We start from the raw sequence: 26554 nt of genomic DNA, 5'->3' as shown, positions 1-26554 counted from the left end.
TTAATTATCTGCTTACTCAATACTTTTATCGGATAAGAATTCAACCTACTTTATACTTTATCTTAATAATTTTTATTGCCATTTATTACCTTAGGCAAAACTATCTATATTGGATCCTTTGAATCCTTCTAATTGTGCAGCCAAAAGATTAAATTCTTCTATGCTTATCTCTTTTTCTGAGCCATTCCTTTTATTCTTAAGAACTAACTTAAGCCTAGGAGGTGGTTCTTTAAGGGATACGAAAACAGGATAATTCATAGCATTTGCAAGTTTATTGAGATACTCTATGGCTCTGTTTAACTCTTCCTTTAGCATGTTTAAGTCACGGCCTTGGGCTTGAACTAGAGTTTCTTGAACCCCTGCCTTAGGCTTCATAGACTGGTCAACATTTTTCAAAACATCATGCATAACATAGGGCTGCAAACCACCTGCACCTATTTTCATAGTCACTCACTTCCTACATTAAATTTATAGGGAGTCAGCTTATCTAAGGAAATCAAGTAAAGATGTGCTGAGTACATTTGAGCCGATTGCCAATGATGCCTGGTAGGTTAGTAATTGCTGGGATGAAAGTATAGATAGCTTAGATAAATCAGCATCCTCAAGTGTAGACATAGTACTTTCCAAATTTAAGTTTTGGTTTAATATTTGTTTTTTCATGTCTTCAAACTGATTAAAGCGTGCCCCTACTGCAACGCGATGTTGCAGTATCCTGTCACTAACCTTTTGTAAACCACCAATACTTTCTTCAATTTTTTGTTGCTGAGCAGCGGGATCGGCACCGTCATTTAAGGAGTTCCTAAATGTAAATAATTCTTTAAGAACTCCCGAAAAATCATCGCTCACCGACGGGTCGTCCATATAGATTACCTGGAAATCTGAACTTACACCGTTGATAGTAATTGTTTTTGGGGTAGGATCATTAGCCCAACCAAATATGCCTTCAGATGCCGTGGCACCAAACCCAACCGCATTTGCACTTATAGGATAAGATGTATGGGCTGCTACTTCACGCATTACTTGATCTGTATTACCCATGAAAACAATATACTCCACTCCCGAGTCATCCTTTACCCTCTTAAAAGGGGGATGTCCATTATCCGTGCCGGCAAAAACATATTTCGAGCCCACCGCAGAGTTGCCCAGCTCTACAATCTGGTCAATCAGCTTATCAATTTGCGAAGCAACGGATTTGCGATCATCCGGGTTATAAGAGTCGTTTGCGGTTTGTGATGCATACTCATATGCCTTTGTCAGAACACTTCCAATGGTACCCAGAGCCGAATCGCATACATCTAGATAAGCCAAACCATCATTCAAGTTACGATCATATTGCTCGTTATATATTAAATTTCCTTTAATTGCCAGGAGGGGGCTTAAGATATTAGGATCATCACTGGGACGGTTAACACGTTTTGTGGTGGCTATCTGCTCCTGACTGGTGGCTAAGCGTGATAAATTACCTTGTAGATGTTTTATCATTGAGTTGGCCAAATACTGGTTAGTAATACGCACTTCTTACACCCCCATTCTATTGATGATTACGTCTAACATTTCATCAACAACCGTGATCATGCGGGCCGAGGCCTGCCAGCCATACTGGAACTGCATCATTTTAGTTAATTCTTCATCGGTGGAGACACCTGAAACCGAATCACGCAATGCAGTAATTTGAGTTTTGATAGCTTTTTGGTTGGCCGCCATTGAGTTGGCATTTTTAGCTGCATTACCTACATCGGTGACAATAAAGCCATAATATTCGCTAAAGGTACTGTTACCTAATGAAGCTATGTCTTTGTCTCTAATTTCCGCTGCCGCATGCGCTATGGCTCCGTCAAGTTTATCAGGGTTTTTAAACAAATCAGGATTTACCTTAAAATCACCATTTTCAAGATTCCCAGTATATAAGAATGTTTCATAACCAGTACCTGAGGCTGATAAAATAGTGTTCATTTCATCTCTAATGGCCTCTGCCAGTGTATTTAATTTATCCTGTTCGTCAATTAGCTTCTGTCTTGCGTTGACTAGGCCAACCAACGAACCACTGAATTCCTGGTTATCTAGTTTTTCACTCAGATTAACTATTTCTCCGCTGCTGGTGGAATTCACTATAATTTCTCCGCCAGCATTTACTTCAAGCTCTAAATCATTCAAGCATACACCGCTGCTGGAATTTAGCACTTCTGTTCCGTAGAATGCTAAAGTTAGTTCACCATTAGGTTTACCGTTATTAAATCCATCAGTTACCTGAACAGGTCCATAATGACTTAATTGTTCAAGTAACGCATCACGCTTGTCTAATAAATCATTTGGTTGTTGGCCCACTACGTATATTTTTTTAATGGAATTTGTGAGATCATTAATTTGGGTAATGATACTGTTAATTTGGTCAACCTGGTCCTTCATCATGCCACCTTTAACTACTCCCGCATCTACGTCCAGCACACCAGTTTCAATAGTGTCAAGCTGCTTATATACGGAGCTAAGCATAACCGCTAGATTACTAGCCGTTTCCACCACAGTGGCCTTTACCCCCAGGTCAGTGGGGTAGTTATTCAAATCCATCCAGCCCTTGAAAAGCTCTACAATTTGCTTGCTGATGCCGTTGGTAGCAGGTTCTGCAAAGCATGCTTCAGCCTGCTGGAAGATGGATATCTGATCCTCCCAGTAGCCGCTGTCTGCAGTGGCCATACGGACGTTGTTATCCAAATACTCATCCTTGATCCGGCGAATGTAATCCACCATGGAACCGGTACCAAACTGTCCCGGGGTGCAGGAGCTGTTTATCCCGGGAACTGTATAAGGATCAGTAGCCCTTATGACTGCTTCTTGTCTAGAATATCCAGGGGTACTGGCATTGGCCAGGTTGTGACCTGTAATATCCAACGCCTGTCGGTGTACCATAATCCCCCGTCGTGCTGTTTCTAAGCCTAACCAAGTTCCTCCCGCCATATCTATACCACCTTGCTACTATATAGTCCTATTAATTACCGAAATTACTTTATCTTGAGTTTTGATCTCTCCTGTGCCCTGATAGGTATTACCATCCCTTGGCTGAATAAGATTTCTCAGTTGCTGTGAAAATATCAGGCCACGCCGGGCCAGAACATTATTTAACTGGTTAAGTTCATTCAAGGCCTTTAGGTTTTCTTTAGATTTTTCAGCCATTCGTATTAGTTCAGACTTTGCTTTTGACTCCGGAGACTTTTCCAACAGCTGACTTAGGGTTGGGTTTCCCTCTACACCACCTAAATGCTTAGCTAACTGCTCCTGAACAGCTTCACGCTTCTTATCCTGCTGAGCCAATAGCAAAATCAAAGATTCTTGCCTTTTTACAACTGTCAGGATGGTTTCAATATCATTCTTTTGCATTGCCAGATTATGTTCTTGAGCAACTTCCTTTAACTCAATGACCTTTTCATTTTGCAATTTTAAAATCTCATACAAACTCAAAAGTAAAGACTCCATTTGCACCATCCTTATTAAATCTTCTCGTCTAGGAGCCTCTCTTTAATGATCTCGGCTGCAATTTTGTCACTATCTATTTTATAAGCGCCTGAGTTAATATCCCTTTTAATCTTGCTGACAAGCTCTTCCCGAACCTCGGGCAGCTCACGAAGGGTGGACTCAATCTCCTTCTTAAACTTGGCCTCTCCGGAAAGCTGCACAGAGTCTTCCTGGGTTACGGATTTTTTATCTTTAACCATAGTTTTGTCTGTTTTATTTTGGTTGTAGGCCTTTAACACATTGTTAAGGGGGGTATAACCATTTATTTTCATTTATCTCACCTTCGTTTTTCTCACTGTTATATATATTGTCGGCATTTTTCAGCCAACCTTAATAACAGTTTTAAAAAACTGCCTGAATTTCTTGTGCAATTTGTTTCAAGGGGACAACTTTTCCCGCCGCCCCCAAATCAACAGCGGCTTTGGGCATGCCATAGACCACACAGCTGCTTTCATGCTCGGCCATGGTGGGGCCACCCTGGTTTTTAATTGCCAGCATTCCCTGGGCGCCATCTCTGCCCATGCCGGTAAGCAGCACCCCCATGGTGCGACAGCCTACCACTTCTGCAGCAGACTTCATAACCACATCAACTGAAGGCCGAAAGCCTCCAGGGGCCAGGGGCTGACCAAAATTACCTAGACTTACAGCAAAACCTCTGCCCCTGCTTTTAAAGGTCAGATCAAAGCCGGCCGGGGCAACCAAAACTTTGCCGGGTTTTATTTCATCGCCCTCTTCGGCATGGGATACTTCTATTTTGCTTTTGCGGGCTAGATGCTCCGCCATGGATTTGGAAAAACCAATGGGTATATGTTGAACAACCACTACTCCCGCCGGTAAATCAGCAGGAAGTAATGGTATTATCTGCTGCAGTGCTGCCGGACCGCCAGTTGAGCAGCCTATTACAACCAGATCAATTTTATTGCACACCTGTCTTTTGGCCGGTGTGGCGGCAGGTTTTACCTGGGGTGGGGGAGTTCTCCGCTGGGTCACGGGAGGAGTGATGTTGGTTGTCTTGAAAACCCGTCTCATGGATACCCTAGAGGCCACCTTTAGCTTTGCCTTCAGTTCCTCCACCATAGCCGGCAAGTCCGAGGGTGAACTGGGCTTGGCCACAAAGTCTACCGCTCCGGCGGACAGGGCATCCATGGTGGATCTGGCACCCTCATGGGTATGGGCGCTCAGCATTACTGCGGGAACTGGACACTCCACCATCATTCGGCGAAGGGTAGCAATTCCGTCAAGCTTGGGCATTTCTACATCAAGGGTAACCACATCTGGTCTTAGTACTTTAATCTGCTGGATAGCATCTATGCCATCGGCAGCCGTACCTACCACTTTAAGGGCTGGATCTTCCTCTAAAAGCCTGGTGATGATGCGACGCATTAAAGAGGAATCATCCACCACAAGAACTTTAACTTGCAGCATAGGCTGACTCCTCGGCGCCTAGTTCTTTAACCAATCCCCTTACATCTACTATCAAGGCTACTTTACCGTCTCCCAGGATACATGCACCGGATAGTCCCGACACTTGGCCCAGATAATCTCCCAGGGATTTAATTACTATTTCCTGCTCTCCCATCAGTGTATCAACAACCACCGCTATTTTCTTATCCCCGGAACCAAGAATTACCACAAACATTTTGGTATCCTCGGCACAATCCTGGCACTGGAAGAGACGCCCCAGTCTTACCAGGGGTAAGATTTTATCCCTCACTACGATGACCTCATTATTTCCAATACGGCGCACTTCATTGTCGGCAATCCTGATAGTTTCTGAAACATTGGTCAGGGGGAAGGCATAAACCTGTTTGCCCAGGGTCACCATCAGGGCACGGATGATGGCCAGGGTCAAAGGTAAGCGGATAATGAAGCAGGTACCAACCCCCAGGGCTGTGGTCATTTCTACCGTTCCATTAATTTGCTCAATGGCTGTATTGACAACATCCATCCCTACCCCTCGGCCCGAAAGATCACTTACTTCATTGCTTTTCGTTGAAAAACCTGCCCTGAAAATAAGATTTAGAGCCTCACGGTCTGTAAGTCGCTCCACTGACTCCCGGTCATAAAAGCCCAGCTCAACGGCCTTGTTCCTGATTTTATTTACATCTATTCCCTTGCCATCATCTTGAATGGTAATCATTATGTGACTTTCTGCGTAGGACGCCTTTAATAACAGGGTTCCCACCCGGGGTTTACCCGCCTTTTCCCGTTCCTCGGGCATCTCAATACCATGGTCAATGGCATTTCTAATCAAATGAATCAGAGGATCACCGATTACTTCAATAACGTTACGATCCAGTTCAGTCTCCTTGCCCTCAACAACAAAGTCAATTTCCTTGTTTAGCTTCTGAGCCGTATCCCTGACCATACGGGGGAAACGGTTGAATAGCTGGGCCACAGGCAGCATCCTGGCCTTCATTATTTGTTCCTGAAGGTCTCCTGTTACCTGTCCTAGGTGATTAGAGATCTCATTAATGGATTCCACTAAATCATCGGACCCAAAACGTCCTTCAAATATTTCTGCAAATCTATTCAGCCTGGTCCGGTCTATAACCAGTTCACCTACCAGGTTCATGAGGTTGTCAAGCTTATTTACATCTACCCTTACAGTCTTAGTAGCCTTTTTGTCCAAGGTATCCCCGTTGCCATTGGCTGTTCCATTCTTAATCTCTTTTATCTCAGGGAGCTTAACACCTGGTTCCGAGCTTCTGGGTTGCTCTACAAAGACTTCCGCTCCAGGCAATACCACAGGTTGAACTTCACAATTGGTAACCTCAGAAATGGTAATGACCATGTTTTTGATCCTGTCACCATCTTCCTTGGTAACCAGAAGCACTTGGAAACCTGTATCATATTTGCCTTCCTGAATATCCTCAGCACCAGGAACACTCTTAATTACATCTCCTGCCTGCTGCAGTGTTTCAAAGATCAAAAAGGCCCGAACGTTCTTCATTTGGCAATCATGGGCTATGTCCACAGCAACCTGGAAGGACTGAAAGCCCCTTAACTCTGCCTCTCGAAGGACTATCTCTTCAACCTCCCCGATTTCGATCCATTGGCGTTCTTGGCTAGAGCTATTAGCAGTGGCTTGTCTCTCAGAAACTGCCGGGGCGGCTTCCTTTTTCTCTGCATCACCATCTACAAATCCCCTGATCTTTGCAACAACACCGGAGGTATCTACAGGCTGCCCATCACCTGTAACCTCATCCTTCAGTGCCTTCAAGGTATCTAAAGCCTCAAACAGCACGTTAACCATGGAAGAAGTTACACTAATATCCCCCTGACGGATTTTGTCAAACAGATTTTCCATTTCATGGGTTAGTGATGTCATATTTAGGTATCCCATGATTCCTGAGGAACCTTTAATAGTGTGGGCAGCCCTAAATATTTCCTGGATAGTTTCCTGATTGTTTTCCTCTCGCTCCAAAATCAGCAAACCATCATTTATTACCTGAATTTTTTCCTCTAATTCATCTATAAAAATGCCTACTTCAATATCTGAAAACATCGTCCTCACCCCCTACCCTAGTTACCTAAGAAATCTGCCTGGATAAGTTGCTCCTTTTCATCTTCCATCAACACTCTATTCTGATCCAGAAGAATAACCAGTCTGGCTTCCAAAATTGCTATTCCCCTCAAATAGGCCGCGTCAATGCCATTCACCACCGGCGGAGGTGGCTCAATTGACGAAACAGGAATCCGTAGTACCTCTTGTACAGAATCTACAATCATACCTATTTTCTGCTCAGATACCTCAACAATTATGATCCGGCTGGCCTGGGTCCTCTCGCTTACACCCAATCCAAAACGATTGGTCAAATCAATAACCGGAATAATCCTGCCCCTTAGATTGATAACTCCTTCTACAAAATGAGGGGTTCGGGGGATTTTGGTGATACTCTCCATCCTTATTATCTCAAAAACCGAGTTAATATCTATACCATAAATCTGCTCCATTAATTGAAATACAACAACCTGTTCTTCCTGGGCACTCTGGGTCAAGGTAGACATAAAATTCACTCCTTTTTATTAATCAATAGCTAAATTAATGGCCTCAGGTTCCACCTCTTGAAACTTAGTTCGTAAAACAACTATATCAACCCGCCGATTTTGCTGGCGGTTGGCATCGGTATCATTGGGCACCCTGGGTCGATATTCGCCGTAACCTGTAGCTGATAAGCGATTTGGAGAAATATCGCTAAAATTTATTAAGCGATGAACTACACTGGCGGATCTGGCCAGGGACAATTCCCAGTTTGAAGGAAACCTGCCTGTCCTAATGGGCAGAGTGTCTGTATGCCCTTCTACACGAATGTAATTGCTGGTTTGACGCAGAATACCGCCTATCTTGTCAACAATTTCTTGGGATGACGGGTTTAACTCTGCAACACCAAGGGGAAATAATACCACATCCTGAAAGCTTACCACTACTCCTCTTTCTTCTATAGTAACAGTTACTTTTCCAGTAAGCCCGTTTTCATCAACATATTCCTGGATTTGTTGCCTAAGCCTCTCCATGTTCTCTAGCTCGGCTTGATTTATGTCCAGCTCAAAATCTATATCCTCTTGGATCCCCGGAACTATGGAAGGTCCGCCCGTTTCTAGGATACTCTGACTACCTCCCATGCTCTTTGACAGCGAGGCCGCGATGGCATGATATTTATTAGCATCAATTTTACTTAAGGTGTACATCACCACAAAAAATATTAATAAAAGGGTGATCAAGTCTGCATAGGTGATCAGCCATCTTTCCCGATTTTCCTTTTCATAACCCCCGCGTCTCCTCATTAGGCATCACCTTTATGCTGGGCCGGCTTAATGAAGGCATTTAACCTTTCCCGAATAATTATGGGATTATACCCTGCCTGTAGGGCCAGAATACCCTCAATCATCATTTCCCGCAAAACCAGTTCTTTTTTGCTCAAATTTTTAAGCTTTGCACCAATGGGCAGCCAAAAAACGTTGGCCGAGCCTACACCGTAGAGGGTGGCAATAAAAGCCATTGCAATGGCCGGACCCAGGCTGTCGGGATCCGAGAGACTTCCTAGTACGTGGACCAGCCCCATGACCGTGCCTATAATACCCATGGTGGGCGCATAGCCCCCGGCGGACTCAAAAATATGTACACCAACCTGATGTCTCTCATAGGCTGCATATACTTCCGTTTCTAAAATGCTCCTCACCATCTCAGGATCAGTCCCATCCACCACAAGCTGCATGGCCTTGCGAAGAAAAGGGTCTTCAATTTCATCCAATTGATTGTCTAGATAAAGTAATCCCTCACGCCTAGCTGTTTCTGACAATTTAACAATTAGATCTGTTGTTTCCGAAAAATCGGGCAGTTTCTTTGTTACAGCTCTTTTAATTAGAGTTGGCACCGTTAGTACTTCCGAAGTGGAAAAGGCTACGGCAGTAGCTCCAATAGTACCACCAATTACAATAATGAAAGCACTCGGAGCAAACAGGGCACTAACATGTCCTCCCTCAAAAAGAAAGCCGACGATTAGGCAGGCAGCAGCAAAAAATAGTCCTGCCGGAGTCATCATATCCAAGAACGTCACTTCCCAACATTATTATTTTACGACTAAATCCTTTAAAAATCCTGCTATTCTTAATTCTTCCATAAAAATATAGGTTTTTGTAAGAACTTAGCATGCAGCTTCAGGTATTGACCAAAGAACTATTTCACCCCAGTTCGTAGTATAATAAAATATCTGGTTAAATCTAGTCTTATGAATTGGAGGCCGCCCCTTAATTATGAGAGTTTCTGTTATAGCCACTGCCGGAAATATTGCTGGAGAAGCCCTATCAAATAAATCGGTCGTCATGTTTGATATCTTAAGGGCCAGCAGCACAATTTCAACAGCCCTTGCCAATGGCTGCAAAGAAGTGATACCTGTTATCGATGTGGAAGATGCCTTTGCCCTGGCAAGGCAATTGCCTGAGGGTTCTTTTATACTTGGTGGGGAACGGGGAGCTATCAAGGTGACAGGTTTTCATCTGGGTAATTCACCTTTGGAATACACAGCCAGCGTAGTAAAGGACAAAACAGTTATTATAAGCACCACCAATGGAACCAAGGCTATCAGATATGCTGCTGGGGAAAATGGCCGGGTGTTCATTGGTAGCCTGCTAAATTGTTCCTCTGTTGCTAAAGCTCTGGCAGATCTTTCAAAGGACATTGTACTGGTTTGTGCCGGTACCAGGGGGAAGTTTTCCCTTGAAGACACCCTGGCTGCCGGCCTTGTTATAAAGGATTTACTAAAGTTTTTTAATAAAAATCCTTGGCAGGCTAAAACTCAAGAACACAATAAATTTTATCTTGAAGAGACACCCATATTTAATAATGACGCTCTGATATTAGAGGATGCCGCTGTGGCTGCCCTTCGATTAGCAGAATATTATTGGCAAAGTCCTATACAAGGTCTCTTGGATTCACTACATGGCCAAAAGCTTCTTCAACTGGGTTTGGCTGCTGATTTAGATTATTGCTCTAAATTAAATCACTTAACAAATGTACCGGTGTTTTTTAATGATAAAATCCTATAAATAATATAACAAATTAATTTCCCCAATTTTACCAGACAGCCTAGTTTCTATAGCTTGCAACTTGCAAGGAAGTTCTATAAAATGTATATACAAACTTTTAGATTGTGGCAGGCTTCTTGGTTGCCCAACCGGAAGCCTGTTTTTGTTGGAGGTGATATACAAAATGAAAACCTGGTATGTTGAAGATGCTGGTGGTGGATGTCGCGCCTTCGGCGAAGTTGTTGTGCTCGTTTGTGAGGAAACCAGGGAGATTTATTCAGCCAGGATTCCTGTAACCTGGACCAATAAGATGGGCTGGGAGGAATTGGTATGTCAATTAATGTTAGGCTTAATGAAGGAAGCTCAGGCAACCTCTGAAGATAAATATTTGGTTTGCTCCGGGAATATTTTTAATGTTTACCATAATTGGCTTAAGGAGCATAATTATAATTGGGAAACCCACAAAATGGATGGTCTGGCCCATGAGGCAGCCGAAGGGGAATTTCACCGGATGGTTGTTGAGGCCGGTTTTCCAGAGGAAATAAAGCTGGAGGAAAGGGATTATCGCAGCTATTATTCCCAAATAGAGCAGTGGGTTAACGCCTGCCCAGAAAGGAAAAAACTTTACTGGAAGGATCGGGAGGTACGTAAAAAACCCTCTAAGCCAAGGTATATTCTTAAAAGCACCATGGCACGCACCAGAACCTGCCGCCATTGCCAAAAGGTCATCTCACCCTTTAGCCCGGTGGTAGAACTTAAAATAAGACAGGAGGGCCGGAAGCAAAGATATTTTTATCATCCCGGCTGCAGTCCTGCTAAGCCACTTAAGACCCAGCTAAACCTCTTTGAGATAGATTGGAATGGAGGCAAGCTAACAGGAATTATTGTTCCCTGCCCGGAAACCATTCATTGCTCTATCTGCGGTCAGCCCATTGACCCAGGCCAGAAGACCTTCTATGCTTATGATGAAAATCTTTTAATTTGTGGGCACCCAGCTTGTTTTGAAAAAAGCTTTAACAATAATAGAGCACAAACAATTTGAGGGCACCCCATATGGTGCCCTCTTAATGTAATGTGATATTTTGATTGTTGGTCCCCTCTAATAAAAGCTGTAAATTTGACAGCTCCTCAATACCGTCGTTTACAGAAACCAATTCCTTCACCTGATCGTATAACTTATCTAGGCCAGTATGTACATCCCTAATTAACAAAGCATAGGGCTTAAATTCTTCCTCACTAACTAGAGTGGGTGCACCCTCTTCAAGGACATTCCAGTCAGCCATGATAACCAAATTTTCCTTCTGTACCATGAGAACTAAAAACTCCCACATTTCTGTGGTAAAGGCTACGATTAGTCCATCCCCCTGGGCCCAGTCAACTTCTAGGACAACAAGATACTCACCGGTATCGGTAAGCACCAGATCCCAGGAGAACCAATAGTCTACCTCTTCTCCGGAATGAAATCTGTCAAAAATGTCTGCCATATCTTCCTTTATTGAAGGTATTACTACAACCACAGCCATTTCTGATTCTCCTAAAAACGCCGGGAAAACCACCTGTTTTTGCAAAATTTATCTCCCCTTCTAAATTAAACAGGAAAACCTCAAAAACAATATCCCCGGTCATTAAACTGGGGACGTTGCTTATATCTATCGGTCTGAACTAAATTATATCATAGAAGGTATGTTAAATTAACAGGTGATATTCTTATCCTTTAACATTTTACTTTATTCCTTGTACTCCTAAGCTTCTCCACCACAGGAATATCCGCTTCAGTAAATTCATAACCCAGCATCTCCTCAGGTGTTAACCAGCAAAAATCTTGACAGTCCTTGGTTTTAGGACTTTGTCCTAGGTAATGACAGGTATAACAAAGGAGCAGGATATGACGGTCTCCGTAGTTATGTGAAACCACTTCAAATATATCCCCTACCTCTATATCCATGTCCAATTCTTCTTTTATTTCTCGCTTAAGCCCCAACCTTGGATCCTCTGAAAATCTCAACTTTCCACCTGGAAACTCCCACTTAGAACCATGGTCTGCGTCCTTATTGCGTTGGGCTATGAGGATCTGCTCTTCCCTATGAATGATAGCAGCCGTTACAATGATAGTTTGCATTCTTTCTCCTTAGTAATCTCCTATGTTAAATATTGCGTACCCAATGGGAAGCTATGGCTTCACTTAACAGATATAATGCCCCTGCACCTGTAAAATAAGCAGTATGTCCTTTAACAGGATTGAACTTATCCAATTCGCATTCAAGGTTTTCATCGGGACCACAACAATTGTAATCTACCAGATGAGGACAGGCTACGTCCAACTTACCTGCCAAATTAGTCCAATGGGCCTGGGTGGGACGTTGCTGCAAATTAACTCTCCTATCCAGCCATTTGCGGAACCAAAAAATCGGACTGCCAAGGGTTACGAAATGATTTATTCTTTTTGATAGTTCAGGATTTTGTTGTAATGCACAGTAAGAAACCATTGTACCCAGGCTGTAAGCTACCAGGGTGACCGGCTCTTTAGATTTTTCCAGCATGGAGTATAATCTCTCGTTAACAGCATTAAAGGCTTCATCATTTAACAGATAGCTAAAAATATCCCCGAAATTATCAGCCACCAGATTAACCAGTCCATCTATGGGGCCACGCCCCAGCATTCTACTGATGTCCCCACCTTCAATAATATAATGCCACATTTCCCTTCGCAGGTCACCAACAGTATCTCGATAAAAAAAAGAGGTTATTTTCTTCCACCCATCCCCTGGTTGTGGAACCAAGTCATAATAATATACTCCGTCAAAGTTTATTTCTCCTAGGTCGATACCTTGTTTAAGTAAATAGGGCAGCAGCTGGTCTCCCCATTCTCTCCAATAATATCGGTTTGGATTATTGCCCATACCATGAATAAAAACAATTAAACCCATGGTTCACACCCTCTTTTTGTGCTTACCATAGGTTATGATGGTTGCCATTGGTTGGTGACCCTTAGGGTGCTTTACAGGATTTTGAACCTTCACTCTGATTAATTTGAAACCATTTTTGCCTGCTGCACCAATTAAAAAGGTTTAAGAATACTTCCGAGGACCAGCCGATGGTTAAGGAAAAGATTATGGTACCGGCGCCAACAGGTCCCCCCAGTAAATAGCCCAGAGTTACTGCCAATATCTCCAGGATAGTTCTAACAATTCCAATACGCCAGCCGGTTTTCCTGTGGAGCCCCATCATTAAACTATCCCTGGGTCCGGTGCCCATATTGGCAGAAATATATACCCCTGTACCCAAGCCACAGCCTAACACTCCTAGGGCCAAATAGACCCACCGCCCTAGGTAAGACTCCTGGGGCACTACCCAACCTGCAGCAGCTATTAAATCAACAAATATACCGACAAAAAACATATTGATAATGGTTGCTGAACTGGGCTTAATGCCCAAGGGGTAGGCTATGGCAACGCAAAGCAATCCGGTACCTATAATCACCTGACCAAAGGTAAAGGGTAAGTAGTAGGTTATACCTAAATGTAATACATCCCAGGGGCTTAACCCGAGCTTCGCCTCAATCAGCATGACCAGGGAAAAGGAAAAAATAAAAAGACCCAGCATTAGCCAGGTTACTCTAGCTATCAGTTGTAGAGGTTTGTTCATGATTGACTCTCCAGTTAGAAAGGATTCTTATATCCATTGTATTTCACATAGACCCTAATGTAAACCGCTTAAAAATAATAAGGCCTATAAACAGGTCTTCAGTGTGTCGAGAAACTACCTATATTCAGGTTTTAATAATCCCTCACGACTCCTCTCTCCGCAGTGGACAGCGCTAATCACTCTCTTCGGGCGAAAATGGGCCGCCTTCGATTAAACATCGTGTTTACCTCAGGCTTGCCCGGACGTCCATGTCCGGGCACCCATTTTCGCATCCTCAGCTTCGCGATGCGCTGTTTCCACTGCTCCGAATGTCGCTGCTCGGGATTATTAAAACCCAGTTGTAGCTTTTTCAACAGTCTGAAGGCCTATAAACAGGACTTTTATTTTAAACCTAACAACTTTATTAAGTCATCCCATTCCTCAAGAATAACATTTGGCTCATGGTGCATAATTTGCAACCGATCTGACATCCCCCAGGTGACTCCCACCGCCATAACTCCGGCTCCCTTGGCAGCCATAATATCAAAGGGGCTGTCTCCCACATAGGCAGCTGTGTCCGCGGGCAAATTCATGAGGTCCAAAGCCTTTAGCAGCGGTTCAGGCTGCGGCTTGTGCCTGGTAACGTCCTCAGCACCAACAACAACCTCCATAAAATTATCTATCCCCACATATTGGGCACTTCTAATAGCCACCGATCGGCTCTTTGAGGTAACCAGCCCCAAGCGGTAGCCCTGGGCTTTTAAAGTCGAAAGCATTTCCACCGTTCCCGGAAATACCTGGGTCATGACATCATGTTCAATGGCATAGTATTGCTGGTATAGCTTAAAAAATTCCTTGTGCCTTTCTTCCCCCGCATATTCTTTAGCAATTTGCACCAGGGGCAGTCCTACAGAGTTCATTACCTCATTAACCCAGGGTATATTCAGCTCATTAAAAACCCTTTGATAAGTCCTCCTAATCAACGGCAGGGAGTCTATTAAGGTGCCGTCGAGATCAAATAAAACCGTATTTATTTTCATAATAACCTCCTGGCTTTGTATACCAGAATATTATAGCATGATGTTTAGACTAACGGTCTATGTTTAATAGGTTCTGTTTTTGGACTAATGAGCATACTTATGGGTCTTGGTGATCACAAGACCCATAAGTAATAGCTTATAAGATTAGTGCAGCAGGCCTGGTAAATTTCCAACAGGTATATCCTCTTTATCCTTCTCCGGCTCAAAGTCGAATCCTGGCAAGGGACCCCGGGCGGTATATTTAGTGTGCAAAATTTCCTTGGCCTTCTTACTCATGGGTTTCCCTAAATAATCCTTATATACTTGAATTACCGCCGGGTTTTCATGGGAGCGCCGCATCTTTTTGCCTAAATCCAAGGCAAATAAGCCCTTGGCCCGATTACTTCTATGTTCCATGGTCAGTTCCGGTTTTTCCGGGTCATTGGTGATGGGCTGTCCTCCACCCCCGACGCACCCACCTGCACAGGCCATAATTTCGATGAAGTCAAATTTCTCTCCCTTTTTAAGTCTTTCCATTAGCTTTCTGGCGTTGCGGGTGCCATGGGCAACCGCTAGGCGGACAGTTTTACCCTTTAGCTCAACTTCCGCCTCTTTGACCCCCTCAGTACCCCTTAGTTCTTTGAATTCCAACCGTCCCATTTCCTTCCCTTCGGTTAAGGCCAGAGCTGTTCGAATGGCTGCCTCCATCACTCCCCCACTGGTGGCAAAAAGATTGGCTGCCCCGCTGGATAAGCCAAGGGGTTGATCAAAATTCTCATCTGGCAGCTTCTTTAAATCAATGTCAATCTGCTTCAGCATTTTAGCCAATTCCCTGGTCGTTATGACATAATCCACATCCCTGATACCATAGGTTTCCATCTCTGGCCTGGCAGCCTCAAATTTTTTGGCAGTACAGGGCATAACCCCTACCACAACCATATCCTTAGGATCAATCCCCTGTTGCTCGGCATAATAGGTCTTAGCCAATGCCCCAAACATTTCCATGGGAGATTTGCAGGTTGATATATTGTCTATATACTCGGGATAAAAATGTTCACAGAGCTTTATCCATCCAGGACTGCAGGAGGATATTAAGGGCAGGGGACCACCCTTGTCTAATCTTTCCAGCAACTCATGCCCCTCTTCCATGATGGTTAAGTCCGCAGCAAAATCAGTGGAAAAAACACTATCAAAACCCATGCGTCTTAATCCTGCTGCTAGTTTTTCTGAAACCACTGTTCCCACCGGCAGATTAAATTCCTCACCAATACTAACCTGAATTGCCGGGGCAGTTTGAACCACCACATGCTTTGACGGGTCTTCGATAACCTTCCATACCTCATCAATATAGGACCGTTCAGTTAGAGACGCTGTGGGACAGGCCAGAACACACTGTCCACAGGCGATGCAGGCCACGTCACCTAAATCCCGTTGAAAGGCTGGAGCTATAACCGTATCATAGCCCCGGTAGAGGGGAGAATAAACCCCTATTCCCTGTTTGTTCTTACAAATTGCCTCACATCGACGACACTTAATACACTTGCTGTAATCTCGAACAATAAAAGGATTTTTTACAACTGGCGGAACATGTCTATGCTGTCCCGTTAATTTTCCATCCCTGGCCCCAACCTTGTTGGCCAGGGTCTGCAATTCGCAATTTAGATTCCTGGCACAGGTGGTACACTCTCTGTTATGTTCTGACAACAAAAGCTCAACCACCCTGCGCCTGGCTCGGCGTACCCTTGGGGTATTTGTGTGAACCCTTAGCCCTTCAGTGACCGGGTAAACACAGGCTGCCTGCAAATTTCGGCTGCCCTCAATCTCCACTACACAAACCCGACAAGAGCCTGCCGTGTTTAAATCCTTTAGATAGCAAAGGCTGGGGATCTCATAGCCGTTTTCCCGGCATGCCTCAAGTACATTGGTTCCCTTATCTACCTTGACAGGCTCATCATTTATAAAAATATTTACCAAATCCCCGGTCTTTTCCAGGGGAGGCTTTCCAATAGGGCGCTCACGGGGTAGGGTATGTGGTCCTTCCGTCTGCCGGTTTGTTGTCATCCTTCATCTCACCTCCCATAGCAATTTTAAAGATGGCATCCTTAGGGCACCTGGACTGGCATGCGCCGCACTTTACACATTTCTGGCGATCAATATAATAGGTTTTTTTCTTCTCACCAATCACTGCATCCACAGAACAAGCTTTAGCACAGATGCCGCAGGCAATGCACTTCTCTTTATCCACAACGAAATCAGTTAATTCCCGACACACTCCCGCCGGACATTGTTTGTCACGAACATGGGCTATATATTCATCTCTAAAAAACCTCAGGGTAGAAAGAACCGGATTCGGTGCAGTTTGTCCTAAGCCGCACAGGGAGGCCTCTTTAATATCCTTAGAAAGTTCCTCCAACTCTTCTAAATCTTCCATCTCCCCCTTACCCTCTGTGATTCGCTCCATGATTTCCAGCATACGCTTAGTGCCCACCCTGCAGGGAGTACATTTGCCGCAGGATTCATCCTGACTAAACTCCAGATAAAACTTTGCTATATCCACCATACAATCAGTTTCATCCATGACAATTAATCCACCGGAGCCCATCATAGAGCCTACTTGAGTCAAAGACTCATAATCAATGGGAGTATCCAGTAAGTCAGCCGGAATAACCCCTCCCGATGGGCCGCCAGTTTGCACCGCCTTAAATTTCTTGCCACCCGGCACTCCTCCGCCGATATCGTATATGATAGTTCTCAGGGTAGTACCCATGGGGACTTCAATTAGCCCAGTATTATTGATTTTGCCGGCAATGGAAAAAACCTTGGTCCCTTTACTTTTTTCTGTTCCCAGGGAAGCGTACCACTGCCAACCTTTTCTTAGGATAATTGGTACATTAGCATAGGTTTCAACATTGTTTAGTAGGGTAGGCTTATTCCGGAAACCACAAACTGCCGGAAAGGGCGGCCTGGGTCTAGGTTCTCCCCTTTCACCCATGGCCGATTTGAGCAGTGCAGTTTCCTCGCCACACACAAAGGCCCCCGCACCAAGTCTCAATTCAATATCAAAGGTAAAATCGCTGTCAAATATCTCCTCGCCCAATAATCCCATTTCCCTGGCCTGTTTTAATGCCACCTCTAAACGTCTAATGGCTATGGGATACTCCGCCCTAATATATATCACTCCATGGTTAGCACCAATACTGTAGCCCGCAATGGCCATTGCTTCTATAACACTGTGGGGATCTCCCTCCAAAATGCTGCGATCCATAAAGGCTCCAGGATCACCTTCATCTGCATTACAAACTACATATTTAGGTTGTCCCTCTGCCTGGGCAGTAAATTGCCACTTTCGTCCTGAGGGAAAACCTCCGCCTCCCCGTCCCCTAAGACCTGAATTGCTGATTATTTCTATTACCTGCTCAGGTTCTTTATTATGTAATACATCATAGAGGGCAAAATAACCATCATTTGCTATATATTCTCTGATATCTTCCGGGTTAATAACTCCACAGTTTTTCAATGCTATTCGCAATTGGGACTGGAAAAAGGGAATATCCTTCATATGCTGAAAAATTTTTTTGTCTTTTCCTTCCCTATATAGAAGCCTTTCAACAATTTGACCCTTAACAAAATGCTCTCCCACCAATTCCTCAGCATCCTTCTCATTTACCAAACAATAAAATGTTTGCCCCGGATGAACCAGCACAATTGGCCCCATTTTACAAAAACCAAAACAGCCGGTAGGCACGACACTTATAGACTTAGTCAAATTCTTAATTTTTATCTCTCTATTAAGGGCCTTAATGACAGGCTCACTGCCACCTGAAGCACAACCAGTTCCAGTACAGACTAAAACTTGATACCCCTGTTCTCCAGCCTCTCCAAACCTAGGCCTAAGGCCCGGTAGGTGTTGGTTCCTGATAGTCTCCAACTCCAGGTAAGTCTTTACCATTATCTTCACCTGCCGTTTCGTTCTTTTTATAGCGGCTTATCAATTTGGCTACATCCTTCGTGGAGAGTTTACCATGAACATCTTCGTTAACTGTCAGCACCGGAGCAAGTCCACAGGCACCTATGCAGCGGCTGCTTCGAACGGTAAAAAGCATATCCTCGGTGGTATCTCCATCCTTGATACCTAGCTGTTCCTTAAAGCCCTCATATATTTTTTGAGCACCTTGAACATAACAGGCAGTACCAAGACATACATTGACATTGTATTTACCCTTTGGTTCGGTGGAAAACAATGAGTAAAAGGTCACAACACCGTTTACGGCACTTACCGGAATACCCATTTTATGAGAAATATAGGCCTGAACTTCCTCAGGAAGATAACCAAAAACATCTTGAGCCTTTTGCAGCACCCGAATAAGCTGTTCATGATCCTTTCCATAGATAGCAAGAATTTCATCCAATTTATTAAACTTCTTTTTTATCTCATTATCCTTCAAATCCAATCCATATCACCTCCAAAAATCTCAAGGTTAGTTTATCCCAATAAACAATTGTAATTCAAATTATTGTACTTATGTAAACCAAATAGTTGGTTAAATATATCTGAAATAAATTATTTTTGTTATAATTAATATGTCTAACATTTAGATGGGGGCATCGTCCATGAATTTTGGAATTGACGTAATAGAAAAAATAAAGAATCTTGTTGAAGTTAATGAAAAGCTAACCCGCCTGCATTGGATTGTTGCACAAATTGCGGGAGAAAACGATTTAAAGACTATGTATAATCTTATTTTGAATGGTTTTATGCAAATAGCCGAGGTTCCAGGCTGTCAGTTTGTGCTGCTGGATGAAAATAAACAGCCCTTAGAAATTATTAGCCGGGGTATTGACTCCAACCAATATATAGTTTGTCCCAATCTGCAAGAAAAAGATAAAAATCCTTTGTCCACAGTGTCAACCAATAATGCGAGCTACCAAAACAGTAATCAAAAGCTGCAGAGTGTTTTTCTCTATGGACGAAATGGTGAAACACTGGCAGTAATTTTTGCCCTATTCCCTGAGCAATATAAAGCCAGTGAAGAAACAAACATGATCTTAGAACTCTTTACCATTCAGGTCAGCCTGGCCCTGGAAAATGCCATTCTAAATAAAAAGCTCCAGGATTTATCAGAAACCGATGCCCTAACAGGCCTATTTAATCATCGCTTCTTTGCAGAGCAGCTCCAAAAAGAAATTAGAAAATGCCATCGTCATAGCAGATCGATGAGCCTATTTATGCTGGATGTTGATGATTTTAAGGGTTACAACGATACCTATGGTCACCCGGCTGGTGACGAGATATTAAAGACCCTGGCCAAAGTATTTCTTAAACACCTTAAACCTTCTGATATTGTGGCCAGATACGGCGGCGAAGAATTTGCGTTCATTTTACCCAAGACCAGCCTTCATGAAGGGATATCCCAGGCAGAAACAATTAGAACGGCGGTAGTTGATACTGTCTTTCCATATCGTAGAGTAACTGTTTCCATCGGAGTGGCCAACTACCCAACCCATACCACCAATGCCTCTGACCTTTTAAAGCTTGCAGACCAAGCCCTCTATTACGCAAAATCACATGGACGAAACAAGACTATAACTGTTGATCAATCCTATAGCTAAAATATTAAATAAGTCCCACAGTCAAAACTTTGACTGTGGGGCTTTATCTTGTATATTTATGTATTTTTACCAATATTAGATGAATTTTTTTAGTTCTGCTTGGGTAAGATAAGGTTAATCTGAATGGGAGGTGATTTGGAAATGCCTACAATCAAGTGTTCAGTAACAGAGTGCCAATACAACTCTGATGTTATGTGTGATGCCCCAATGATTCAGGTTAATCATTCCGGCTCTGAAAACTCAAGTACATCAGAAGAAACACAATGTGAAACCTTTAAACCAAAGCATTAGTATTAAAGGCAGGGCTGATCACTATTGATCAGCTCTTTTTATTTTAAACAATCTTATTATTGGAACCATTTAACAATTTTTTTAATAGGATATAGCAAACTCTATCTAGGAGGTTGTGAAAATCCATGATTGATACTGTTGAATCAAAAGCCGGCAAGCATCATCCAAAGCCGCCAGTAGTTGCTCCTACTTTCTTGCAGCGTCTCTGCGAACTGCTGCACCAGCAAATAACCGTTTATCTGAACTGTCCCGGTGCTGCACCGGTGCAGGGTATGCTCCATGCTGTAGGTCAAGACTACATTGAGCTGCACCGGGGTGCTCCTACCCAATTAAATGTTACAATTATTCCTTTATGGAACGTTTGCTCCGTGGTGGTGGCAGGTGTAATGGATGATATTTGCCCACCTCCCCAACCCATCCCTTGTTCCCCCCATTATCCAGTAAACCCAGGTATGCCTGGTTGCCCGGTAACAGGCGATTGTCCAACTCCAGGTTTCTCACCTGGTATGGGAATGGGACCTGGTATGGGTATGGGTCCCGGCATGGGAATGGGACCTGGCATGGGTATGGGTCCCGGCATGGGAATGGGACCTGGCATGGGTATGGGTCCCGGCATGATGGATGTAAAGGATGTCAAAAAGGAAGAAGAGGAAGAAAAGGAATAGCTGTATAAGCTTAAAAGCCGCTGATTAGCGGCTTTTAAGCTATTTATTTTGAATCACTTGCAAATTAACAATTTCTGCTTCTGCATCAATAAGCGGGACCTCACGGGAACCATAGTCAAAGGTGCTATCAAAGGTAAGGGTCTCTCCTGGCCTGAGCACTTTGCCCTGGGACAGGGTTAGAATTCTTGAGTCAAATACCTGCCCCTCCCCCATTAAAACAACCTTACTTTCAATGGCAGTTACAGAATATTCCGAGGTATTTTTAACGCTGCCGGTAACCCTCAGCCAGTTTTCATCCTGATGACCAACCTCCGATTTAATTGTTACCTTTCCCTTTACTTGCTCTTGCTTAACTGGCTCTACAATTGAGGTTTCCTGGGAACAACCCTGGATCAACAAATATAGCCCTAGGATAAGGGACAATTTTATTGCCTTCCAGAAATACACAGTAAAAACCACCTCCATTTACATACTATCATAATTCGTCCGGGGAGATGGTTTATTTAGCATAATTTACTTATTTTTTTCAAGGGGCAGATATGTAGCCAGCCCACTAAAAGCACTCTGCTGGTGCATCATGCCATTTAAATGCCTTTGATTTGTTAGATAGAGTTTTTTACCCGAGTAATTTCTGCGAAATTCTATACCGCTCACCTCCTGGGTCTGTTTACATATTTATTTTATCCATATCTGCACATTCAATGCTGTAAAAACTTATTCTAACTTTTCAAATTCCTCTGGGCCAACGCCACACACAGGACATTGGGCTGGAGGTTGATCCCCTTCATGCACATAACCACATACTTTACAAACCCATTTCGTCACATTATCTTTCGATTGGGCAGTTGGCCGGTTTTTGATCTTATGATATAAGGCATAGGTCATTGGCTCTCCAGCTCCCGAGGTTTGTGCACAAATAACCTCTCCGATGAACAATGTATGGGTTCCTAAATCCATGCTGCCTACAACCTTACATTCAAAGCTGGCCAAGGAATCCTTCAATAAAGGTGCCCCTGTTTCAGCAGTTTCATATTCTATCCCATCAAACTTATCAGCATCCCTACCTGAACGGAAACCAAAATTACGCACTAAAGACAGGCCCTCTGTGTTTAAAACCCCCACCGAAAATACCTTGCTTGAATTAATATATTCATGGGTAAGATTATTCTTGTTAATACCAATGGCGAGGGTTACAGGATCCGAGGTTATTTGAAAAACTGTGTTAGCAGCTTGCCCATTGATTTTTCCATCTTTTACTGATGAAATAATAAAAAGGCCATAGGATATACTTCTTAATGCTTTACTAATTTCGTCCTTGCAGTTAGCGAGTTGTATCTCGTTAGTACCCAAAACTAATTCCTCCTTAATAGCTCTTAGCATAACCCGTTTTATTAATATTAACATTTATATACAATTAAGTTATTTCAGGTTTAATAAAAATTCCTTACATAAAAAATAATAAACCTCCCCAAAGGGAGGTCGCATCAATTAAGGGATGCTCTCTTTTTCCGCCATCTTAAGAAAAACCATATCGGTAAAGCAACGGTTGCTACAAGAAGCAATGTGGAAACCGTATTGGCTACTGGATCTGCCTCCCAGTAATCAGCTACACCAGGGGTGTAAATTTCAGACTGGGCAGACTCTGCAGCCGAGCCGGCAGCTGCTTGAGCTAGTTCGGCTCCCCCCTCTGTCTGTGCCGCCGCAGGGCGATGTCCGAAGCTGTTCATTAAAAACATCCACATCCAGAAGTTTCCGGAGAAAGGAGAAAAGGATGGGGCAAAGCCTGACAGGTTTGAGCGACCTGCCGTTGCCGCTCCTGCGGCAGCCCCTGCACCAGTGGCAGCTTTACTGGACGGAAGATTAGTATAGGGAATCTTATCCCCTGAAGTTTCTGTCTTGGCAGTACCTGAATCATTTGTCTTGCTCGGGCTAGATTGATTTGTGGTGGGCTTCGGCTTAGCTATAGCCCCACCGGCCTTTTTAGCCCAGGCTGGTGTAGTCATGGTAAAGAATAAGCAAAAAACAAGCAGTAAAGAAGTAACTCTTTTCAACATTAATCACCTCTCGTACATAATACCACAAGCTTTAACCCCCTGCCAACAGATGGTATAATTAGTTTGACTAAACTGGTAGAATAAGGTATATAGGAACAAGCATATCTTCCAGCTCCACAACCATAAATCTAAAGCTAATTTGAAATGAGGATTCTAGAGATGGACAATAAAAAAATGAAAGAGGTAGTCATTTACACCGATGGGGCTTGCTCAGGAAATCCTGGCCCAGGTGGCTACGGGGTTGTCATGCTTTATAAAGGGCATCGTAAAGAACTTTCTGCCGGTTTCAAAGATACTACTAACAACAGAATGGAAATACTAGCAGCAATAGTGGCCTTGGAAAACCTCAAAGAAAAATGCAATGTAACCATTCATACCGACTCCCAGTACTTAGTTAATGCCATGGAGAAGGGTTGGGCAAAAAAATGGCAGGCCAACGGCTGGATGCGCAATAAAAAAGAACCTGCCCTAAATCCAGATTTGTGGATCAGAATGCTGGAACTTTGTAAATTTCATGAGGTTAAATTTAAGTGGGTGAGGGGTCATGCCGGAGACCCTGAAAATGAACGCTGCGATCAACTTGCCGTAGAAGCCGCCAAACAGCCTAACCTGCTTCCGGATGTTAGGGGGGAAATTTAAACCATTAAATGGCATGGTAATACATGGCCATTAGCTCATATTATAAAGAATGAAAATTAGTAAGGAGGAATAGCCTTGAACAGCAACATAAAAAACCGGGATGAGATAGAGGATATCTATAAATGGAATACAGCCAACCTCTATAAGGACTCAGAGGAAGCTGCAAAGGACATGCAGTTCATTAGAGAGCTCCTGGAAAAGTTTCACGGCTTGAGTGGAAAGCTAAGCAATAAAGAGACAATATTAGAAGCTTTACTTCTGCAAGATACTTTAGATCAATTAATGGAAAAATGCTATACCTATGCCCACATGAAGCTGGATGAAGATAATGCAAATACTGCCTCCCTGGCACTATTTGATCAAGTTAAAAGTCTTTTTGTCACCTATAGTGAAATGACCAGTTACTTCATACCAGAATTGATGAAAATAGACTACACTCTGCTGGAGGAATATTCAAAAGCTGAAGATTTTCAAGATTACCGACATTTTATCAAGGAAATAGGTCGTAATAAGGAACATATCCTATCAGACCCAGAGGAAAAAATCCTTTCCTCCTTCAGTGAATTGACTGGAGCACCAAAGAGTATATTTCAAATATTAAATAATGCAGACCTTAAGTTTGGGCATCTCAAAAATGAAAATAACGAATCAGTAGAACTTACCCATGGGCGCTACCACGGTATGCTGCAAAGTCAAAACAGAGAAGTTAGAAAAAACGCCTACAACCAGCTATATGGTGTATACAAATCCTTCAGGAACACCATCGCCCAGACCTTGATTAATTCTGTTAAGAAGGATTGTCTCCTGGCACGACTTAGGAAACATAATAGTGCCTTAGAGGCCAGTGTTTTTGCCGACAATGTTGATCTATCTGTATACAATAACTTGATAAACTCCGTGCGAAAAAACATCTCTCTATTGCACAGGTATGTTGAATTTCGTCGGCAGGTAATGAAGCTTCCTGAATTACAGATGTATGATTTATACGTCCCCCTGGTCTCAGAGCTTAATAAAGCCTATACCTATCAGGAGGCAGCTAAACTGATGTTGGATGGATTGGCTCCCCTTGGTGAAAAGTATCTACAGGATCTTAAGGGCGGTCTTGACAATGGTTGGGTCGATGTTTATGAGAATAAGGGTAAAACCTCCGGGGCCTACTCCACAGGTACCTATGGTTATCACCCCTATATTTTGCTGAATTTCAACCACACCATTAATGATGTATTTACCCTGGCCCACGAAGCAGGTCATGCCATGCATACCTTCTACTCACACAATAACCAACCTTACCGAAATGCCAGTTACACCATCTTTGTAGCAGAGGTAGCGTCTACCCTTAACGAAAATTTACTTATTAATCATCTATTAGCAAAATCAACGGACAACAAAGAAAAGCTGTATCTTTTAAATTATAATTTAGAGCAGTTCAGAACAACGGTATTTAGACAAACCATGTTTGCAGAGTTCGAAAAGATTATTCACCAAAAGATTGAGGAGGGCATCAGCCTTACCCCGGATAGCCTGTGCGAAATCTATTATGAATTGAATAAATTCTACTACCAGGGAGTACAGCTGGATGATGAAATCAGTATGGAATGGTCCAGGATTCCCCATTTTTATAACGCATTTTATGTGTATAAGTATGCAACAGGCTTCAGTGCAGCAGTAGCACTATCTAACGGTATCCTCAAGGAAGGTCAGGAAAAACTGGAAAAATACCTGGCTTTCCTATCCAGCGGCGGCAAAGATTATCCCATAGAATTGCTTAAATATGCCGGTGTAGATATGGGCACACCCCAACCTGTGGATGACTGTCTCAAATCCTTCGGAGAAAGTCTCGATTTAGCAACAAAGCTACTCTAAAGGATCCCAAAATATCATCCGCCCACAATGGTTACAATAGGTTATTTCCTCAAGTCTCTTTAATTGTTTTAGCTGTTCAAAAGATATAGACAGGTGACAACCCGAGCAGGTATCCCTAGTGATTCTGCTGACTGGATTCGGATACTTTCCCTTTAATCTTAGATATTCAGTCATGCTTTCCTGTTTAATATTCCTTATAAGTTCTTCGATTTCCCGGGCCAAGTCATTGGCCCTTTCTTTTATTTCCTCCTTACCTTGGAGATATTCCTGATGCAGTTCCTTAAAGCTCCTGGTGTCATTTGCTAAGGTTGCTTTTTGCTTTTCCCACTGCTGTTTAATATCTTCCCTTTGCTGCATGGATTCTAGTTCTCTATCCTCTATTTCCAGCAGCTTTTTCCTCAAATCACCATGCCTTTGCTGATAGGTTTCAATTTGTTTGGTCTGCAGGGAGCCACCATATATTTTCTCACTCACTGCAGATATTTTGTCTTTTATTACTTGAGCCTCCTGGGAAAAGTGCTTCTGTAGCTGACCAGCCTGTTCGTATAAATCCTTTAATTCCTTAAGCTTTTCTTGACCCTGCTCAATCTCGGTTTTTAGTTCCTTTAGTTTTTTAGTTATCTTGGGATCTATCCTTTTGTTCAAGCTCTTTTCTCTCTGCTCCTCCAATATTTGTAAATGCCATAGTCTTTTAAGTTCAAGCATTTTATCACTCCTATTTCTATATAAAAATAAAAGGACAGGGGCAATATAC

29 protein-coding genes are annotated in these 26554 nt (G+C 43.1%); 7 read left to right on the top strand and 22 right to left on the bottom strand.

Going from position 1 to position 26554, the window contains the following annotated elements:
• Window positions 1-90 precede the first annotated feature (90 nt).
• From P6N53_RS13940 to P6N53_RS13895, 10 genes are all read right to left on the bottom strand, one after another.
• On the bottom strand, window positions 91-444 hold the full coding sequence (locus P6N53_RS13940) for a hypothetical protein (RefSeq protein WP_304544189.1): 354 nt from the start codon (window positions 442-444) through the stop codon (window positions 91-93).
• 39 nt (window positions 445-483) lie between these two features.
• The gene (gene flgL / locus P6N53_RS13935; protein ID WP_304544187.1) at window positions 484-1515 is read right to left on the bottom strand and encodes a flagellar hook-associated protein FlgL; all 1032 of its coding nucleotides are present in this window, start codon (window positions 1513-1515) and stop codon (window positions 484-486) included.
• Window positions 1516-1518: 3 nt separating this feature from the next.
• Complete coding sequence (gene flgK, locus P6N53_RS13930) at window positions 1519-2952, bottom strand: flagellar hook-associated protein FlgK (RefSeq protein ID WP_304544185.1); 1434 nt, start codon at window positions 2950-2952, stop codon at window positions 1519-1521.
• Between the two features lie 18 nt (window positions 2953-2970).
• On the bottom strand, window positions 2971-3453 hold the full coding sequence (locus P6N53_RS13925; RefSeq protein ID WP_304544183.1) for a flagellar protein FlgN: 483 nt from the start codon (window positions 3451-3453) through the stop codon (window positions 2971-2973).
• 29 nt (window positions 3454-3482) lie between these two features.
• A complete protein-coding gene (gene flgM / locus P6N53_RS13920) occupies window positions 3483-3779 on the bottom strand; it encodes a flagellar biosynthesis anti-sigma factor FlgM (RefSeq protein WP_304544181.1) in 297 nt (98 codons plus the stop codon).
• 70 nt (window positions 3780-3849) lie between these two features.
• On the bottom strand, window positions 3850-4932 hold the full coding sequence (locus P6N53_RS13915) for a protein-glutamate methylesterase/protein-glutamine glutaminase (protein ID WP_304544178.1): 1083 nt from the start codon (window positions 4930-4932) through the stop codon (window positions 3850-3852).
• Entirely contained in the window at window positions 4919-7015 is a 2097-nt protein-coding gene (locus tag P6N53_RS13910; RefSeq protein ID WP_304544176.1) for a chemotaxis protein CheA, read from the bottom strand. Before P6N53_RS13910 ends, P6N53_RS13915 begins: the two co-directional genes overlap by 14 nt.
• Window positions 7016-7032: 17 nt before the next feature.
• Window positions 7033-7518, bottom strand: a complete 486-nt coding sequence (locus tag P6N53_RS13905) for a chemotaxis protein CheW (RefSeq protein ID WP_304544175.1) — start codon at window positions 7516-7518, stop codon at window positions 7033-7035.
• A gap of 18 nt (window positions 7519-7536) precedes the next feature.
• Window positions 7537-8295, bottom strand: coding sequence for a flagellar motor protein MotB (locus P6N53_RS13900; protein ID WP_304544174.1), 759 nt, complete (start codon window positions 8293-8295; stop codon window positions 7537-7539).
• Complete coding sequence (locus P6N53_RS13895; protein WP_304544173.1) at window positions 8295-9059, bottom strand: flagellar motor protein; 765 nt, start codon at window positions 9057-9059, stop codon at window positions 8295-8297. Before P6N53_RS13895 ends, P6N53_RS13900 begins: the two co-directional genes overlap by 1 nt.
• A gap of 205 nt (window positions 9060-9264) precedes the next feature.
• On the opposite strand from P6N53_RS13895, the gene P6N53_RS13890 reads away from it, so the two are divergent.
• Window positions 9265-10056: a 2-phosphosulfolactate phosphatase gene (locus P6N53_RS13890; RefSeq protein WP_304544172.1), complete on the top strand. Its 792-nt coding sequence runs from the start codon at window positions 9265-9267 to the stop codon at window positions 10054-10056.
• A gap of 163 nt (window positions 10057-10219) precedes the next feature.
• Entirely contained in the window at window positions 10220-11077 is an 858-nt protein-coding gene (locus P6N53_RS13885; RefSeq protein ID WP_304544171.1) for a hypothetical protein, read from the top strand.
• A 22-nt stretch (window positions 11078-11099) separates the two neighbouring features.
• On the opposite strand, the gene P6N53_RS13880 is transcribed toward P6N53_RS13885, so the two are convergent.
• The 8 genes from P6N53_RS13880 to P6N53_RS13845 form a co-directional block, all read right to left on the bottom strand.
• Window positions 11100-11603, bottom strand: coding sequence for a hypothetical protein (locus tag P6N53_RS13880; RefSeq protein ID WP_304544170.1), 504 nt, complete (start codon window positions 11601-11603; stop codon window positions 11100-11102).
• Between the two features lie 146 nt (window positions 11604-11749).
• Window positions 11750-12154 (bottom strand): (deoxy)nucleoside triphosphate pyrophosphohydrolase, encoded by a 405-nt coding sequence (locus P6N53_RS13875; protein ID WP_304544169.1) that lies wholly within the window; start codon window positions 12152-12154, stop codon window positions 11750-11752.
• 25 nt (window positions 12155-12179) lie between these two features.
• Window positions 12180-12962 (bottom strand): lipase family protein, encoded by a 783-nt coding sequence (locus P6N53_RS13870; protein WP_304544168.1) that lies wholly within the window; start codon window positions 12960-12962, stop codon window positions 12180-12182.
• 61 nt (window positions 12963-13023) lie between these two features.
• Window positions 13024-13680 (bottom strand): YczE/YyaS/YitT family protein, encoded by a 657-nt coding sequence (locus P6N53_RS13865; RefSeq protein WP_304544167.1) that lies wholly within the window; start codon window positions 13678-13680, stop codon window positions 13024-13026.
• Between the two features lie 380 nt (window positions 13681-14060).
• A complete protein-coding gene (locus P6N53_RS13860) occupies window positions 14061-14699 on the bottom strand; it encodes an HAD family hydrolase (RefSeq protein ID WP_304544166.1) in 639 nt (212 codons plus the stop codon).
• Window positions 14700-14843: 144 nt separating this feature from the next.
• Entirely contained in the window at window positions 14844-16739 is a 1896-nt protein-coding gene (locus tag P6N53_RS13855; RefSeq protein ID WP_304544165.1) for an NADH-dependent [FeFe] hydrogenase, group A6, read from the bottom strand.
• Complete coding sequence (locus P6N53_RS13850; RefSeq protein ID WP_304544164.1) at window positions 16693-18627, bottom strand: NADH-quinone oxidoreductase subunit NuoF; 1935 nt, start codon at window positions 18625-18627, stop codon at window positions 16693-16695. The genes P6N53_RS13855 and P6N53_RS13850 overlap by 47 nt, the downstream gene beginning before the upstream one ends.
• Window positions 18569-19129: an NADH-quinone oxidoreductase subunit NuoE family protein gene (locus P6N53_RS13845; protein ID WP_304544163.1), complete on the bottom strand. Its 561-nt coding sequence runs from the start codon at window positions 19127-19129 to the stop codon at window positions 18569-18571. Before P6N53_RS13845 ends, P6N53_RS13850 begins: the two co-directional genes overlap by 59 nt.
• A gap of 160 nt (window positions 19130-19289) precedes the next feature.
• On the opposite strand from P6N53_RS13845, the gene P6N53_RS13840 reads away from it, so the two are divergent.
• The 3 genes from P6N53_RS13840 (at window position 19290) to P6N53_RS13830 (ending at window position 21244) form a co-directional block, all read left to right on the top strand.
• Complete coding sequence (locus P6N53_RS13840; protein WP_304544162.1) at window positions 19290-20288, top strand: GGDEF domain-containing protein; 999 nt, start codon at window positions 19290-19292, stop codon at window positions 20286-20288.
• 141 nt (window positions 20289-20429) lie between these two features.
• The gene (locus P6N53_RS13835; protein ID WP_304544160.1) at window positions 20430-20579 is read left to right on the top strand and encodes a DUF1540 domain-containing protein; all 150 of its coding nucleotides are present in this window, start codon (window positions 20430-20432) and stop codon (window positions 20577-20579) included.
• Between the two features lie 125 nt (window positions 20580-20704).
• Complete coding sequence (locus tag P6N53_RS13830; protein WP_304544158.1) at window positions 20705-21244, top strand: hypothetical protein; 540 nt, start codon at window positions 20705-20707, stop codon at window positions 21242-21244.
• Between the two features lie 39 nt (window positions 21245-21283).
• Here the strand turns inward: P6N53_RS13830 and P6N53_RS13825 are convergent, their stop codons facing one another.
• From P6N53_RS13825 to P6N53_RS13815, 3 genes are all read right to left on the bottom strand, one after another.
• Complete coding sequence (locus tag P6N53_RS13825; protein WP_304544156.1) at window positions 21284-21691, bottom strand: hypothetical protein; 408 nt, start codon at window positions 21689-21691, stop codon at window positions 21284-21286.
• A gap of 267 nt (window positions 21692-21958) precedes the next feature.
• The gene (locus P6N53_RS13820; RefSeq protein ID WP_304544154.1) at window positions 21959-22594 is read right to left on the bottom strand and encodes a flavin reductase; all 636 of its coding nucleotides are present in this window, start codon (window positions 22592-22594) and stop codon (window positions 21959-21961) included.
• A gap of 134 nt (window positions 22595-22728) precedes the next feature.
• Window positions 22729-23298, bottom strand: a complete 570-nt coding sequence (locus tag P6N53_RS13815; protein WP_304544152.1) for a hypothetical protein — start codon at window positions 23296-23298, stop codon at window positions 22729-22731.
• A 174-nt stretch (window positions 23299-23472) separates the two neighbouring features.
• On the opposite strand from P6N53_RS13815, the gene rnhA reads away from it, so the two are divergent.
• Together rnhA and pepF are read left to right on the top strand one after the other, a co-directional pair.
• Window positions 23473-23937, top strand: a complete 465-nt coding sequence (gene rnhA / locus P6N53_RS13810) for a ribonuclease HI (RefSeq protein ID WP_304544548.1) — start codon at window positions 23473-23475, stop codon at window positions 23935-23937.
• A gap of 75 nt (window positions 23938-24012) precedes the next feature.
• Complete coding sequence (gene pepF / locus P6N53_RS13805) at window positions 24013-25800, top strand: oligoendopeptidase F (RefSeq protein WP_304544150.1); 1788 nt, start codon at window positions 24013-24015, stop codon at window positions 25798-25800.
• Here pepF and P6N53_RS13800 read toward each other — a convergent pair.
• Complete coding sequence (locus P6N53_RS13800; RefSeq protein ID WP_304544148.1) at window positions 25792-26505, bottom strand: zinc ribbon domain-containing protein; 714 nt, start codon at window positions 26503-26505, stop codon at window positions 25792-25794. The two genes, pepF and P6N53_RS13800, sit on opposite strands and share 9 nt — an antisense overlap.
• Window positions 26506-26554: the final 49 nt, after the last annotated feature.

Origin of the sequence: Desulforamulus aquiferis (assembly GCF_030577015.1) — a bacterium.
Lineage (GTDB): Bacteria > Bacillota > Desulfotomaculia > Desulfotomaculales > Desulfotomaculaceae > Desulfotomaculum > Desulfotomaculum aquiferis.
The sequence above is the reverse complement of the archived record's forward strand: the minus strand, read 5'-3'. Positions and strand labels throughout refer to the sequence as shown.